12 protein-coding genes are annotated in these 16,022 nt (G+C 54.5%); 8 read left to right on the top strand and 4 right to left on the bottom strand.

Going from position 1 to position 16,022, the window contains the following annotated elements; all coding sequences use genetic code 11:
* Window positions 1–50 precede the first annotated feature (50 nt).
* Both ilvD and ilvA read left to right on the top strand, forming a co-directional pair.
* Entirely contained in the window at window positions 51–1,901 is a 1,851-nt protein-coding gene (gene ilvD / locus EA20_RS0106900) for a dihydroxy-acid dehydratase (protein ID WP_024966127.1), read from the top strand.
* Between the two features lie 3 nt (window positions 1,902–1,904).
* Window positions 1,905–3,449 (top strand): threonine ammonia-lyase, biosynthetic, encoded by a 1,545-nt coding sequence (ilvA, locus tag EA20_RS0106895; RefSeq protein ID WP_024966126.1) that lies wholly within the window; start codon window positions 1,905–1,907, stop codon window positions 3,447–3,449.
* Here the strand turns inward: ilvA and ilvY are convergent, their stop codons facing one another.
* Window positions 3,450–4,331, bottom strand: coding sequence for an HTH-type transcriptional activator IlvY (gene ilvY, locus EA20_RS0106890; protein ID WP_024966125.1), 882 nt, complete (start codon window positions 4,329–4,331; stop codon window positions 3,450–3,452).
* A gap of 165 nt (window positions 4,332–4,496) precedes the next feature.
* Between ilvY and ilvC the strand changes: the two genes are divergently transcribed.
* Complete coding sequence (gene ilvC, locus EA20_RS0106885; protein ID WP_024966124.1) at window positions 4,497–5,975, top strand: ketol-acid reductoisomerase; 1,479 nt, start codon at window positions 4,497–4,499, stop codon at window positions 5,973–5,975.
* A 253-nt stretch (window positions 5,976–6,228) separates the two neighbouring features.
* Here the strand turns inward: ilvC and ppiC are convergent, their stop codons facing one another.
* Window positions 6,229–6,510 (bottom strand): peptidylprolyl isomerase PpiC, encoded by a 282-nt coding sequence (ppiC, locus tag EA20_RS0106880; protein ID WP_024966123.1) that lies wholly within the window; start codon window positions 6,508–6,510, stop codon window positions 6,229–6,231.
* Between the two features lie 86 nt (window positions 6,511–6,596).
* Here ppiC and rep point away from each other — a divergent pair, with 86 nt between their 5' ends.
* On the top strand, window positions 6,597–8,624 hold the full coding sequence (gene rep, locus EA20_RS0106875; RefSeq protein WP_024966122.1) for a DNA helicase Rep: 2,028 nt from the start codon (window positions 6,597–6,599) through the stop codon (window positions 8,622–8,624).
* Window positions 8,625–8,670: 46 nt separating this feature from the next.
* Here the strand turns inward: rep and gppA are convergent, their stop codons facing one another.
* Window positions 8,671–10,155, bottom strand: coding sequence for a guanosine-5'-triphosphate,3'-diphosphate diphosphatase (gene gppA / locus EA20_RS0106870; protein ID WP_024966121.1), 1,485 nt, complete (start codon window positions 10,153–10,155; stop codon window positions 8,671–8,673).
* 5 nt (window positions 10,156–10,160) lie between these two features.
* On the bottom strand, window positions 10,161–11,453 hold the full coding sequence (rhlB, locus tag EA20_RS0106865; protein WP_024966120.1) for an ATP-dependent RNA helicase RhlB: 1,293 nt from the start codon (window positions 11,451–11,453) through the stop codon (window positions 10,161–10,163).
* A gap of 117 nt (window positions 11,454–11,570) precedes the next feature.
* Here rhlB and trxA point away from each other — a divergent pair, with 117 nt between their 5' ends.
* The 4 genes from trxA to wzzE all read left to right on the top strand — a co-directional run bounded on the left by trxA (window position 11,571) and on the right by wzzE (window position 16,007).
* Entirely contained in the window at window positions 11,571–11,903 is a 333-nt protein-coding gene (gene trxA, locus EA20_RS0106860) for a thioredoxin TrxA (protein WP_024966119.1), read from the top strand.
* A 358-nt stretch (window positions 11,904–12,261) separates the two neighbouring features.
* Window positions 12,262–13,521, top strand: a complete 1,260-nt coding sequence (gene rho, locus EA20_RS0106850; RefSeq protein WP_024966118.1) for a transcription termination factor Rho — start codon at window positions 12,262–12,264, stop codon at window positions 13,519–13,521.
* A gap of 291 nt (window positions 13,522–13,812) precedes the next feature.
* On the top strand, window positions 13,813–14,916 hold the full coding sequence (gene wecA, locus EA20_RS0106840; RefSeq protein ID WP_024966117.1) for a UDP-N-acetylglucosamine--undecaprenyl-phosphate N-acetylglucosaminephosphotransferase: 1,104 nt from the start codon (window positions 13,813–13,815) through the stop codon (window positions 14,914–14,916).
* A gap of 35 nt (window positions 14,917–14,951) precedes the next feature.
* Window positions 14,952–16,007, top strand: coding sequence for an ECA polysaccharide chain length modulation protein (wzzE, locus tag EA20_RS0106835; protein ID WP_024966116.1), 1,056 nt, complete (start codon window positions 14,952–14,954; stop codon window positions 16,005–16,007).
* Window positions 16,008–16,022 lie beyond the last annotated feature (15 nt).

Below are 16,022 nucleotides of genomic sequence, written 5' to 3'. Positions count from 1 at the left end.
GAGCGGGCGTCATCTGACGCCCGCGCACTACCTGATTCTGGAGTAAGAGCATGCCTAAGTTACGTTCCGCTACCACCACCCATGGCCGCAATATGGCCGGCGCCCGTGCCCTTTGGCGCGCAACCGGAATGACCGATGGCGATTTCGGTAAGCCCATCATTGCGGTAGTTAACTCATTTACCCAGTTCGTGCCGGGCCACGTTCACCTGCGCGATATGGGAAAACTGGTTGCCGAACAGATTGAAGCATCCGGCGGCGTGGCAAAAGAGTTCAATACCATTGCGGTGGATGATGGGATCGCGATGGGGCATGGCGGCATGCTTTACTCCCTGCCGTCGCGTGAGCTGATTGCAGATTCCGTCGAGTACATGGTGAATGCGCACTGTGCTGACGCGATGGTCTGTATCTCCAACTGCGATAAAATTACCCCGGGAATGCTGATGGCTTCCCTGCGTCTGAATATTCCGGTGATTTTCGTTTCCGGCGGTCCTATGGAGGCCGGTAAAACCAAGCTCTCTGATAAAATCATCAAACTGGATCTGGTCGATGCGATGATTCAGGGAGCGAACCCGAACGTCAGCGATGCCGATAGTGAGCAAATTGAACGCTCTGCCTGTCCTACCTGTGGTTCCTGTTCAGGCATGTTCACCGCCAACTCAATGAACTGCCTGACTGAAGCGCTGGGCCTGTCCCAGCCGGGTAACGGCTCGTTGCTGGCGACGCACGCCGATCGTAAAGCGCTGTTCCTGAATGCCGGTAAACGCATTGTGGAGTTAGCCAAACGCTACTATCAGCAGGACGATGAGAGTGCGCTGCCGCGCCACATCGCCAGTAAAGCGGCGTTCGAGAATGCCATGACGCTGGATATCGCTATGGGTGGCTCCACCAATACCGTGCTGCACCTGCTGGCCGCTGCGCTGGAAGGCGATATCGATTTTAATATGTCTGATATTGACCGCCTGTCACGGAAAGTGCCTCACCTGTGCAAAGTGGCACCCAGTACGCCGAAATATCACATGGAAGATGTTCACCGCGCTGGCGGCGTCTTCGGTATCCTTGGTGAGCTGAGCCGGGCTGGTCTGATGAATCAAGACGTCCGTAACGTACTGGGCCTGACGCTTCAGGAGACGCTGGATCAGTACGACATCATGCTGACCAAAGACGAAGAAGTGAAAAAAATGTTCCGTGCGGGACCGGCAGGCATCCGTACCACTCAGGCATTCTCGCAGGACTGCCGCTGGGATACGCTGGATGACGATCGTCAGGAAGGCTGTATTCGTACCCGAGAATTTGCCTACAGTCAGGACGGTGGCCTGGCCGTGCTGTACGGTAACCTTGCGGAAGATGGCTGTATCGTTAAAACGGCTGGGGTGGAAAAAGAGAGTCACACCTTCCGCGGCCCGGCCAAAGTCTACGAAAGTCAGGACGATGCCGTAGAGGCCATTCTGGGCGGGAAAGTTGTGGCGGGCGATGTCGTTGTGATCCGTTATGAAGGGCCGAAAGGCGGACCGGGAATGCAGGAAATGCTTTATCCGACGACCTATCTGAAGTCGATGGGCCTGGGCAAAAGCTGCGCGTTGATCACTGACGGTCGCTTCTCTGGTGGGACTTCTGGCCTGTCCATCGGCCATGTTTCACCGGAAGCCGCCAGCGGCGGTACGATAGCCCTGGTGAAGGACGGTGACATTATTGATATCGATATTCCAAATCGCGGCATCAAGGTAGATGTGCCTGCTAATGAGCTGCACGCCCGCCGTGAAGAGGAAGAAGCACGAGGAGATGCGGCTTATACGCCTCACAATCGTGAGCGGGAAGTTTCCTTTGCTCTGCGTGCTTATGCCCTGCTGGCCACCAGCGCGGATAAAGGCGCCGTTCGCGACAAGAGCAAGCTGGGAGGCTGACGCATGGCTGAGTCTCAACCGCTATCTGACGAACCCTGCGGCGCAGAGTATCTGCGTGCGGTGTTGCGCGCGCCGGTGTATGAAGTGGCGCAGGTCACTCCATTGCAAAAGATGGAGAAAATCTCTTCCCGCCTGGGTAACACCATTCTGGTTAAGCGTGAGGATCGGCAACCGGTACACAGCTTTAAGCTGCGCGGTGCTTACGCCATGATTGCCACGCTTAATGAGGAACAGAAGGCTCATGGCGTCATTACCGCTTCAGCGGGAAACCATGCGCAAGGCGTGGCGCTGTCGGCAACGCGTCTGGGAATAAAATCGCTGATTGTGATGCCGGTAACCACTGCAGATATTAAAGTGGATGCGGTGCGGGCGTTTGGCGGTGAGGCTTATCTGTTCGGCGCTAACTTTGACGAAGCGAAAGCGAAAGCGATAGAGCTGGCGCAGCAGCAGGGTTACACCTTTGTTCCACCGTTCGATCACCCGATGGTTATTGCCGGTCAGGGAACGCTGGCGATGGAGCTGCTACAGCAGGATGCGCACATCGATCGCGTATTCGTGCCGGTGGGCGGCGGCGGTCTTGCCGCTGGCGTGGCCGTGCTGATCAAGCAACTGATGCCACAAATTAAGGTGATTGCTGTCGAAGCCGAAGACTCCGCCTGTCTGAAGGCCGCACTGGAAGCGGGCCAGCCGGTGGATCTGCCTCGTGTGGGCGGTTTTGCTGAGGGCGTGGCGGTAAAACGCATTGGCAATGAAACGTTCCGCCTGTGCCAGCAGTATCTGGATGACATCATCACTGTCGACAGCGATGCTATCTGCGCTGCCATGAAGGATCTGTTTGAGGATGTCAGGGCGGTAGCCGAGCCGTCAGGGGCGTTGGCGCTGGCCGGAATGAAAAAGTATATCCAGCAGCATCAGATTAAGGGAGAACGCCTTGCGCATGTGCTCTCTGGTGCAAACGTAAACTTCCACGGCTTACGTTATGTCTCGGAGCGTTGTGAGCTGGGTGAGCAGCGCGAAGCCCTGCTGGCCGTCACCATTCCGGAGCGGAAAGGCAGCTTCCTGACGTTTTGCCAGCTGTTGGGAGGCCGTTCGGTTACCGAGTTCAACTATCGCTATGCGAATGCCGATAGCGCCTGCATTTTTGTGGGCGTCCGGCTGACGCGTGGGCGGGAAGAGCGCGGTGAAATTTTGCAGCAGCTGGGCGAAGGGGGCTACAACGTCGTCGATCTTTCTGATGATGAAATGGCCAAACTACACGTGCGCTATATGGTTGGCGGACGACCTTCAAAACCGCTGCGCGAGCGTCTGTTCAGCTTCGAGTTTCCTGAATCGCCCGGGGCGCTGCTGCGCTTTCTGCAAACGCTGGGCACACACTGGAACATTTCCCTTTTCCACTATCGCAGCCATGGCACCGATTATGGACGGGTACTGGCCGGTTTTGAGCTGAGCGACAGCGAGCCGCAGTTTGAAGAGCACCTGGCCGAGCTGGGCTATGATTTTCATGACGAAAGTAATAACCCGGCCTTCAGCTTTTTTCTGGCAGGCTAGTTACATCAGTGACCAGAACGCATCGATAAGCGGCTCACTGAGCCGCTTTTTTTGTACACAAACGCCCAGTTCAAATGGCGCGACCATCTCCACGTTATCCAGCTCAAGAATACGGTTACGCACCGACTCCGGACTGTTCTCCAGCACAACGTCAGGCAGCAACGCAATACCACATCCCAGCGCAACCATAGAAACGATCGCTTCGTGGCCAGCTACGGTGGCGTAAATCAACGGATTGGGAATACGGCGGCGGCGAAACCATAAGTCGATGCGCTGCCTTGCGGGACCCTGGTCGGGCAGAATAAAGGGAACCTCAGCCCAGTCTGGCTCTGCGGCTGTCGCCTGGCTACGTACCGGACAGGGCAGCGCCGGTGCAATCAGCACTAGCGGGATAAGCCCAATCGGCGTAAAACCGATACTGGCCGGCAGCGTTTCAGGACGTCCGGCAATGGCAATATCCGCTTCTGTACTCTGTACTTTCTCCACGGCATCTGCGGCATCGCCGGTGGTTAGCTTAATTTCCACAAGGGGATGCTCAGCGCGAAAACGATCCAGGATCGGCGGCAAATGGCTATAGGCCGCAGTCACAGAGCAAAACAAGCGAAGCTCGCCGCTGAGCGACGGGCCATTCTGGCCGATAGCATGGAGCAGGTGCTGATATTGCAACAGCGTATGCTGGGCAAACTGACGAAGCTGCTCGCCAGCATCGGTCAGCGTGACGGTGCGATTATCCCGCAGAAACAGCGCCTGGCCGAGATCCTCTTCCAGCCGCTGGATTTGCCGTGACAATGTGGACGGGCTGACGTGTATAGCTCTGGCGCTGCGGCCAAAATGGCGGCTGTCAGCCAGATGGAGGAACAGTTTCAGGTCACGTAAATCCATGCGATGGCGGCCTCTTTTTTACGTTGCAGTTATTGCAATATCATCTTGTTAATATATCAATTTAAGCAATGCATTTCCTGTCATATGATAAGGTTTATACAGGGTGAGCAGACCGCAGCCTCCCTCTCTTATTAAAAGACCCACATAACCCTATACGGAGTATCCATGGCTAACTATTTCAACACGTTAAACCTGCGCAACCAGTTAGCGCAGTTAGGCAAATGTCGTTTTATGGCGCGTGAAGAATTTGCAGATGAAGCGAGCTACCTGAAAGGGAAAAAGGTCGTCATCGTTGGCTGTGGTGCTCAGGGTCTCAATCAGGGCCTTAACATGCGCGACTCTGGTCTGGACATTGCGTATGCGCTGCGTGAAGAGGCCATTGCTGAAAAACGTGCCTCATGGCGCAAGGCGACGGAAAACGGCTTTAAAGTCGGTACTTATGAAGAGCTGATCCCTGAGGCCGATCTGGTAGTCAACCTGACGCCAGACAAGCAGCACAGCGCCGTTGTCCAGGCTGTTCAGCCGCTGATGAAAGAGGGCGCGGCGCTGGGTTACTCGCACGGCTTTAACATTGTGGAAGTGGGCGAGCAGGTGCGTAAAGATATCACTGTGGTGATGGTTGCACCAAAATGTCCGGGCACGGAAGTGCGCGAAGAGTACAAACGGGGTTTTGGCGTGCCGACGCTGATCGCGGTTCACCCGGAAAACGATCCAAAAGGCGAAGGCATGGCCATTGCGAAAGCCTGGGCGGCGGCCACCGGTGGTCACCGTGCTGGCGTACTGGAATCCTCCTTCGTTGCTGAAGTAAAATCGGATCTGATGGGCGAGCAAACCATCCTGTGCGGTATGCTGCAGGCGGGCTCGCTGCTCTGCTTCGATAAGCTGGTGGCGGAAGGTACCGATCCGGCTTACGCTGAAAAACTGATTCAGTTTGGCTGGGAGACGATAACGGAAGCGCTGAAGCAGGGCGGCATCACGCTGATGATGGATCGCCTGTCTAATCCGGCAAAAGTGCGTGCGTTCGCGCTGTCAGAACAGCTGAAGACCATTATGGCGCCACTGTTCCAGAAACATATGGATGACATCATCTCCGGCGAGTTCTCTTCCGGCATGATGGCTGACTGGGCGAACGACGATAAAAAACTGCTAGGCTGGCGCGAAGAAACCGGAAAAACCGCCTTTGAAACCGCACCGCAGTATGAAGGTAAAATTGGCGAGCAGGACTATTTCGATCAGGGCGTGCTGATGATCGCCATGGTGAAAGCAGGCGTTGAACTGGCGTTCGAAACCATGGTGGATGCCGGCATCATTGAGGAGTCAGCCTATTATGAATCCCTGCACGAGCTGCCGCTGATTGCCAACACTATCGCCCGTAAGCGCCTGTATGAAATGAACGTGGTCATCTCCGATACGGCGGAATATGGCAACTACCTGTTCTCTTACGCCGCGGTACCGCTGCTGAAAGCGTTTATGACCACCTTGCAGCCAGGCGATCTGGGCAAAGCAGCCGCAGCTTCGGCGGCGGTGGATAATGCTCAGCTGCGCGATGTTAACGAAGCGATTCGTCACCATCCGATTGAATCAGTTGGCCGCAAGCTGCGTGGCTATATGACGGATATGAAGCGTATTGCCGTTGCTGGTTAACCGGTAATACATAAGGAGCCTGGCTACTGATGCCGGGCTTTTTTTTGCCTGTTTTCCGGATCTCCAGGCGCTCTTTCGCTGAAAAATGTAAGGCGGTAAAAATGCGCAGCTGTCAGTCTGGGACACAAAATGGCCGCGCTCAGCAAGCTTCAATACCGCCAGCGCACCGGAACAATTTGCAGCAAAAGGAGGAAGCTTCTGAGAGGAGAACCGGCCCTCCCGGAGGAAAGCCGGATCGGCAGTTCCATATCAGTTAATTGCGGTATAACACTTTGATGATATGGAAGCCAAACTGGGTGTGAAGCGGGCCGTAAGGCACAAGAAGCGGGCAGGAGAACACGACCTTATCAAAAGCCGGCACCATCGCGCCTTTTTTGAATTCGCCTAAATGGCCGCCTTTTTTACCTGACGGACAGGTGGAGTGTTTCTTTGCCAGTTTCTCGAAATCGGCGCCCTGTTCCAGCTCAGCCAAAAGATCCTGAGCCAGTTTTTCTTCTTTAACAAGGATATGCATTGCTGCTGCGGTTTTTGCCATGATCGTACCTTGAGTCGTATGGATGCTGCTGGCTATACTACCACGCTGTAATTTCACCTCTGTTATTTTCTTCGGGCTATTTCCCTATGCGTCTTAATCCAGGTCAGCAGCATGCTGTCGAATTTGTTACCGGCCCTTGTCTGGTACTGGCCGGTGCGGGCTCGGGCAAAACGCGCGTCATCACCAATAAAATTGCTCACCTGATCCGGGAATGCGGTTATCAGGCGAAACATATCGCGGCGGTGACCTTTACCAACAAAGCATCGCGGGAGATGAAGGAACGTGTGGCCCAGACGCTGGGCCGCAAAGAGGCGCGCGGCCTGATGATCTCCACGTTCCATACGCTGGGCCTGGAAATTATCAAGCGCGAATATGCCGCGCTGGGAATGAAATCTAACTTCTCCCTGTTTGACGATCAGGATCAGCTGGCGCTGCTGAAGGAACTGACTGAAGAGTGGCTGGAAAATGATAAAACGCTGCTCCAGCAGCTGATTAGCACGATCGGCAACTGGAAAAACGATCTGATGGATCCTGCACGGGCGGCCGCCTCGGTGAAATCGGAACGTGACCGGATTTTTGCCCACTGCTACGCGCTGTATGACAAGCATCTCAAGTCCTGCAACGTACTCGACTTTGACGATCTTATCCTTCTTCCTACGCTGCTGTTTCAGCGCAACAAAGAAGTACTGGAGCGCTGGCAGCAGCGCATCCGGTATCTGCTGGTGGATGAATATCAGGACACCAATACCAGCCAGTATGAGCTGGTAAAGCTGCTGGTTGGTGCCCGGGCGCGCTTTACCGTGGTGGGCGATGATGACCAGTCCATCTATTCCTGGCGTGGTGCCCGGCCGCAGAACCTTGTTCTGCTGAAGGAAGACTTCCCGGCGCTACAGGTAATCAAGCTGGAGCAGAATTACCGCTCATCGGGCCGCATTCTGAAAGCCGCCAACATTCTGATTGCCAATAATCCACATGTGTTTGAGAAACGGCTCTTTTCTGAGCTGGGCTACGGTGCTGAGCTGAAAGTGGTGACGGCGAATCACGAAGATCATGAAGCGGAACGTGTTACCGGAGAGTTGATAGCACACCACTTTATCAATAAGACCCAGTATAAGGATTATGCGATTCTCTATCGGGGTAATCATCAGTCGCGGGTCTTTGAAAAAATGCTGATGCAGAACCGCATTCCCTATCGTATTTCCGGCGGCACCTCTTTCTTTTCACGTCCGGAGATTAAAGATCTTCTGGCCTATCTGCGCGTACTGACGAACGCCAACGATGACAGCGCTTTTATGCGCATCGTCAATACGCCGAAACGTGAAATCGGCCCGGCCACGCTACAGAAACTGGGCGAATGGGCGATGCAGCGCAACAAGAGCCTGTTCAGCGCCAGCTTTGATATGGGGTTGGGGCAGACGCTGACCGGCAGGGGGCTTGAGTCCTTACAGCGCTTCACCTTCTGGTTGCAGGAGATCGCCCAGCTCGCCGAGCGTGAGCCGGTCAACGCCGTGCGCGATTTGATTCGGGGCATCGACTACGAGAGCTGGCTGTTTGAAACCTCCGCCAGCCCGAAAGCTGCCGAAATGCGGATGAAAAACGTTAATACGCTCTTTCAGTGGATGAGCGAAATGCTGGAAGGCAGCGATATTGATGAGCCGATGACCTTAACGCAGGTTGTCACCCGCTTTACGCTGCGTGACATGATGGAACGTGGCGAAAGTGATGAAGAGGCCGATCAGGTTCAGCTGATGACGCTGCACGCCTCGAAGGGACTGGAATTCCCATACGTTTTCCTGGTGGGAATGGAGGAGGGGCTGCTTCCACACCAGAGCAGCATTGATGAAAATAACGTCGAGGAAGAGCGTCGTCTTGCCTACGTAGGCATCACACGCGCCCAGAAAGAGCTGACTTTTACCCTTTGCCGTGAGCGCCGTCAGTACGGTGAGCTGCTCCGCCCTGAACCAAGCCGCTTCCTGCTGGAGCTGCCACAGGACGATCTTAACTGGGAAAGCGAACGTAAAGTGGTCAGCCCTGAACAGCGTATGCAGACGGGGCAAAGCCGCGTGGCAAGCCTGAAGGCGATGCTTGAAAAAGCAAAAGGTGGCACAGGCTGAGTGGCTGGCCAGTCAGTACAAAAGGGGCCAGTTGGCCCCTTTTAGATCAGTGAATGGTCAGCGGCCAGTGAACGTAACTCTGCCAGTGGCATTCCTGTTCCAGCAGCTCAGCCCTCAACGGATGCGCTTCCAGCCAGCCAGGCGGAAGCGTAATGGTCAGGCAGTCTTCATTAGCATGAAGCCGTACCGCAGGCAGGGTGTCGTCGCGGCGGCGGCTGGCAAAAATGATTGCCAGCCGAAGCAGGCGGCAGAGACGCTCAGCCTTGCGCGGCGCAATTGCATTTTGCTGGCTGAGCAGGGCCAGATCGATGCTGTTTCCCTGATTTTGCAGCAGTGTGGCCAGCAGTTTTTTCTGGGCAGGCGTGAAGCCGGGTAAATCGAGATGGCGAATCAGGTAGGCCGCGTGCTGTGAGGCCTGTTTGAAATCCACGCTCAGGCCAATCTCATGGATCTGACAGGCGCTGTCGAGCAGTTCACGACATCGCTCATCCAGCTTCCACTCGGGAGAAACCTGACGGATAAAGCTTTCTGCCAGCAGGCGAACGCGTTCTGCCTGTTCAGAGTCGATAGTGAAGCGGCGCTGGATATTATGCAGCGTACGGCTGCGGATATCGCGATCGACCGGCAGATGCAGCATGCCATAGACCAGCCCTTCACGCAGCGCGCCGCCAGCCAGCGTCATGCTGCTGATATTCAGCTCGTTAAAGATGGCGATAAGAATGGAGAGTCCGCTTGGAAAAACCAGCGCACGTTCCAGCGTCAGGCCTTCAATTTCCAGCTCTTCCAGCTTGCCGCACTGAATCGCCCGCTGTTTAAGCTGCATAAGCTTATTCAGCGTGATGCGCTCATCCATGCCCTGCGCCATCATAATTTCCTGGAGAGCCTGAACGGTGCCGGACGCGCCAACGCAAATCTGCCAGCCTTGTGTCCGGAGCTGTGCGGCAATGGGCGCGATCATCGTACGCGCAGCCTGCTCCGCCTGATCGAAGTTCGCCTGGCCCAGGTGACGGTCGCTGAAATAACGTTCCAGCCAGGTCACGCAGCCCATCGGCAGGCTGAACAGCAGAGTCGTTTGCGAGCCGCTGCCGGTAACCAGCTCCGTGCTGCCGCCACCAATATCAACAACCAGCCGTTTATCGGCACCGCCGGTGGTGTGAGCCACACCCTGATAAATCAGGCGCGCTTCCTCTTCACCGCTGATGACGTTAACCGTGCAGCCGAGGATCTGCTGCGCTTTTTGCAGGAAAGTGCCGGCATTGGCGGCAAGACGTAGGGTTGCTGTGGCCACAACGCGGATCTGATCGGGAGGGATATCCTGAAGCTGTTCTGAAAACAGCCGCAGGCATTGCCAGCCGCGCTCAAGGGCTTCATCAGAGAGGCGGTTCCCGGCGTCCAGACCGGCGGCAAGGCGCACTTTGCGCTTGATGCGCGCAACGGTCTGGATATTGCCAGCCACTTCGCGCACCACCAACATATGAAAGCTGTTCGATCCCAGATCGATCGCAGCATAAAGTGATGATGCGCTCAGCATGGCCGTTAACCTGAACGTTTGCGGTTATTGCTACGCGGTGCGCCGCTGCGGCGGTTGTTATTGCCTCCCCGACGCGGGCCGTTACCGGAACGGGTGCGGGTCAGACGCTTCGGCGGCGGCAGTTCCGTCATCAACGCGTCACTGTTGTAGCGGCTGACGGGAATGCTGTGTCCGATATAGTCTTCGATAGCGGGCAGATTCAGCGCGTACTCTTCACAGGCCAGACTGATGGAGTGTCCGTTAGCGCCGGCGCGACCGGTACGTCCGATACGGTGTACGTAATCTTCGCGATCGTCAGGCAGGTCATAGTTGAAGACATGCGTGACGGCAGGAATATGCAGCCCACGCGCGGCCACGTCGGTCGCGACCAGAATATCAACATCCCCTTTGGTGAAGTCGTCCAGGATACGCAGGCGTTTTTTCTGCGCCACGTCGCCGGTCAGCAGACCCACACGGTGACCATCGGCAGCCAGATGGCCCCAGATATCTTCACAGCGGTGCTTGGTATTGGCGAAAATAATCGCGCGATCGGGCCACTCTTCTTCCAGCAGCGTTTGCAGAAGACGCATTTTTTCTTCATTAGAAGGGTAAAAAAGCTCTTCTTTAATGCGGTGCCCGGTTTTCTGCTCCGGTTCGACTTCGACATATTCCGCATTGTTCATGTTTTCGAACGCCAGTTCGCGTACGCGGAATGAAAGGGTGGCGGAGAACAGCATATTCAGTCGCTGGTTAGCCGCAGGCATCCGGCGGAACAGCCAGCGGATATCTTTGATAAAACCAAGATCGAACATGCGATCGGCTTCATCCAGCACCACGACCTGAATCGCACCGAGATTCACATGATTCTGCTTGGCATAATCAATCAGACGGCCCGTCGTGCCAATCAGAATATCAACGCCGCTTTCCAGCACTTTAAGCTGTTTATCGTAGCCATCGCCGCCGTAGGCCAGCCCGAGCTTAAGTCCGGTGACCTGAGCCAGCGGTTCGGCATCGGCATGAATCTGCACGGCCAGTTCGCGTGTTGGCGCCAGAATTAATGCACGCGGCTGGTTAACCTGACGACCCTCCGGCGCGGGTTGAGAAAGAAGATGATGGAACGTTGACGTCAGAAACGCCATCGTTTTCCCGGTACCGGTTTGCGCCTGTCCCGCTACATCACGCCCTGAGAGCGTGAAAGGCAATGCCAACGCCTGAATCGGCGTGCAGTTATGAAAGCCTTTAGTTTCAAGGGCTTCAATGACCTGTGGGTGCAGGGCGAAGTCGGAAAACTTCTGTTCGGTTAAGTGTGTTTTGCTCATAGTGTGGTAGAATATCAGCTTACTATTGCTTTACGAAAGCGTATCCGGTGAAATAAAGTCAACCTAAGTTGGCAGATTTTACGCCAACCAGCCAGGCATAATCTTTTGGAGTAAGACATGAGCAGCGATAAAATTGTTCACCTGACCGATGACAGCTTCGAAACCGACGTACTGAAAGCAGAAGGTTTGACGCTGGTCGACTTCTGGGCAGAGTGGTGCGGCCCTTGTAAAATGATCGCCCCCATTCTCGATGAAGTGGCCGAAGAATACGACGGCAAGCTGACAATCGCAAAACTGAATATTGACGAAAACCCAGGCACCGCGCCTAAGTACGGTATTCGTGGTATTCCGACTCTGCTACTGTTTAAAAATGGCGAAGTAGCGGCGACGAAAGTGGGCGCCCTCTCTAAAGGCCAGCTCAAAGAGTTTCTGAACGCGAACCTGGGCTGATTCTTTGCCCACGTCAGGCGGAGGGCGAATTTTTAGCTCTCCGCTAGACGCCCGACAAGATGCGTGCTAACTTACTTTTACTGCACTACGCACTTACCTGTAGTTTGAATCTTAGATTTACTCCTTGTTGAATACTGTTTACTTCTGAACGTTACAAGTATTCAGCAATCTGACGGTTAGTTTTCATCAGCATTTCCGGCGTCTTGTCCTTACCGTCTTCACGTCTCAGATCTGCGTTTTCCTGCACGTGATCATCGAGCGGACCCTGACAAGAATGCCATTAACAGGCATGGATTTTTCGCCATACCACTTACGACAATCATTTCGAGATTTACCCCGAGTTTAAGAACCCACCATTATGAATCTTACCGAATTAAAAAATACGCCGGTTTCTGACCTGATTACACTCGGCGAAAACATGGGGCTGGAAAACCTGGCACGCATGCGTAAACAGGACATCATCTTCTCCATTCTTAAGCAGCATGCTAAAAGCGGAGAAGATATCTTCGGTGATGGCGTGCTGGAGATCCTGCAGGATGGCTTTGGTTTCCTCCGCTCTGGAGACAGCTCCTACCTCGCCGGTCCTGATGATATCTACGTTTCCCCCAGCCAGATTCGCCGTTTTAACCTTCGTACAGGTGATACCATCGCCGGTAAAATTCGTCCGCCGAAAGAAGGCGAACGCTATTTTGCCCTGCTGAAGGTTAACGAAGTCAACTACGACAAGCCGGAAAACGCCCGTAACAAGATCCTGTTTGAAAACTTAACGCCGCTGCATGCCAATTCCCGTCTCCGGATGGAACGTGGTAATGGCTCTACCGAAGATCTGACCGCCCGCGTCCTGGATTTGGCTTCGCCAATCGGTCGCGGCCAGCGTGGTCTGATCGTGGCGCCGCCAAAAGCGGGTAAAACCATGCTGCTGCAAAATATCGCGCAGAGCATCGCCTACAATCATCCAGACTGTGTCCTGATGGTACTGCTGATTGATGAGCGTCCTGAAGAAGTGACCGAGATGCAGCGCCTGGTTAAAGGTGAAGTTATCGCTTCTACCTTTGATGAACCGGCATCCCGTCACGTACAGGTTGCGGAAATGGTTATCGAAAAAGCCAAGCGTCTGGTTGAGCACAAGAAAGATGTGATCATCCTGCTGGACTCCATCACCCGTCTGGCACGTGCCTACAACACCGTCGTACCGGCTTCCGGTAAAGTCTTAACCGGTGGTGTGGACGCCAACGCCCTGCATCGTCCAAAACGCTTCTTCGGTGCCGCACGTAACGTTGAGGAAGGCGGAAGCCTGACCATCATCGCCACTGCGCTGGTAGATACCGGTTCGAAGATGGATGAAGTGATCTACGAAGAATTTAAAGGTACCGGCAACATGGAACTGCACCTCGCGCGTAAAATCGCCGAGAAGCGCGTGTTCCCTGCTATCGACTACAATCGTTCCGGTACGCGTAAAGAAGAGTTGCTCACTAGTTCTGAAGAGCTGCAAAAAATGTGGATCCTGCGCAAAATTATCCACCCGATGGGTGAAATTGACGCGATGGAATTCCTCATCAACAAGCTGGCTATGACGAAAACGAATGATGAGTTCTTCGACATGATGAAGCGCTCCTGAGGCGTTTATCTGCCCAGGTGAGTTGCTGAGACAGTACCGCGAATAGCTGTATTTGTGTCAACAACGTTGAAAAGACGCTGATAACGCCACGCTGAGACGTGGCGTTTTTTATTTTTGAGTTATACGATATTTCGTCACGGGTTAAATCAGATAGCTGATGGATACGGGGCGGAAGGAAGGTAACTTTGTCGGGATGTTCTTCCTGCTCAAAAAAAAACAGAATCTTATCGGCGTGTTTGGCACAATGTATGCCTTCAATACACCGGGATTCATAGCAGAGAGCTGGTTAATGTGAATTTACTCAATTTGAGTAGTGAGCTTGCGTTTATTTTCCTGTTTTCACTGGTTTTTTTATTTCTGGCCAGGAAGGTAGCCAAGAAAATTGGTTTAGTGGATAAACCCAATTACCGTAAGCGGCATCAGGGTGTCATCCCGTTAGTGGGCGGAATCTCCGTCTTTGCCGGAATTTGCTTCACTTTTTCTATTACGGATTATTATGTTCCTCACGCGCTGCTCTACATAGCTTGTGCCGGCGCGCTGGTGCTGGTGGGCGCACTGGATGACAGGTTTGATATCAGCGTCAAGTTTCGTGCGGCCGTACAGGCGGGCGTGGCCGTGGTGATGATGGCGGCGGCCAACCTTTATCTGTTAAGCCTGGGTTATATCTTCGGCCCCTGGGAACTGGTTGTCGGCCCCTTTGGCTATGTACTGACGCTGTTTGCCGTCTGGGCTGCGATTAACGCCTTTAATATGGTCGACGGCATCGACGGGCTGCTGGGCGGCCTTTCATGCGTCACCTTTCTGGCGATGGGGATCATCCTGTTAGCCGATGGGCAGCAGAGCCTCGCGATGTGGTGCTTTGCGATGATCGCGGCCATCGTGCCCTATATTTTGCTTAATATGGGCGTATTTGGTCCTCGCTACAAAGTGTTTATGGGCGATGCAGGCAGTACGCTTATCGGCTTTACCATTATCTGGATACTGCTTGAAGCCACTCAGGGACAAACGCACCCTATCACTCCCGTGACGGCATTATGGCTGATTGCTATCCCACTGATGGATATGGTGGCCATTATGTACCGCCGCCTGAGCAAAGGCATGAGCCCCTTTTCTGCCGACCGGCAGCACATTCATCATCTCATCATGCGGGCCGGGTTTACTTCCCGTCAGGCGTTCGTGCTGATTACCGGCGCGGCGGCACTGCTCGCGGCGATAGGCATCCTGGGGGAGTTTCTTACCTTTGTGCCTGAATGGATGATGCTGGTGCTGTTTTTACTGGCCTTTATGCTTTATGGCTATTGCATCAAGCGTGCATGGCGCGTGGCACGGTTTATCAAACGTATGAAACGCCGTATGCGCCGGAACTCTAAGCTCGATAAGCCTTTCACTGACTGAAAGACCTCAGTACTGCATAACAAGGAAAATGATGTATGACGCATCCTGACGTGGTTGATAACGAACTGGATATCCGTGGTCTCTGCTGCGCGCTCTGGCGTGGAAAAATATGGATCGCAGGCGGAGCGCTGATATGTGCCCTGCTGGCGTTCATCTGGTCCCAACTGGTTACGCCAAAGTGGAGCACAACTGCCGTCACCGATCGTCCTACTGTGAATATGCTCAGCAGTTACTATTCGCAGCAACAGTTTCTGAACAATCTCGATTCGCGGGCCAGTGAAGCCACAGAGACCCCGCCTTCCGTTGCCGGTGAAGCCTACCAGGAGTTCGTCATGCAGCTTTCCGCCTATGATACCCGGCGTGATTTCTGGCTGCAGACGGATTACTACAAGCAGCGTAAGAGCGGCAATGCGCACGAAGACGCCGCACTGCTGGTTGAGTTAATCGACAATATCCAGTTTCAGCCTGCCGATCCGGCACGGGGGCTTAATGATACGGTCAGGCTGGTTGCGGAAACTGCCTCCGAAGCGAATACCCTGTTAAGAAGCTATATTGCCTTCGCCAACCAGCGTGCCGCCACCCATCTGAATGAAGAGCTGACGGGGGCCTGGGCTGCCCGGACCATTCAGCTTAAAGCGCAGGTGAAAAGACAGGAAGCGGTCGCTAAAGCGATCTATGACCGTCAGATCAACAGCATTCAGCAGGCGCTCAAAATTGCACAGCAGCAGGGCCTGGAACGGGCCACGACCGATACGCCCTCCGGCGAGCTGCCCGATTCCGAGCTGTTCCTGTTAGGGCGCCCGCTGCTTCAGGCTCGTCTGGAAAATCTCCAGGCGTCCGGCCCGGCTTACGATCTGGAATACGATCAGAATAAAGCCATGCTTGCCACGCTGAACGTGGGGCCCGTACTGGTTGATACCTTCCAGACCTGGCGCTATTTGCGTACGCCGGAAGAGCCGGTAAAACGTGACAGTCCCCGTCGCCTGTTTCTGATGATTATGTGGGGCGCAGTTGGCGCTCTGGCGGGTGCTGGCGTTGCGCTGGTGCGCCGGCCACGTACCCGGATGACTAATAGTCAGTCGGTCAGTTAACAGATGAACGAAAGA

This window comes from Pantoea sp. IMH (assembly GCF_000599885.1).
Classification (GTDB): Bacteria; Pseudomonadota; Gammaproteobacteria; order Enterobacterales; family Enterobacteriaceae; genus Erwinia.
Note: the sequence above shows the minus strand (reverse complement) of the source record. Positions and strands in the feature narration are given on the sequence as shown.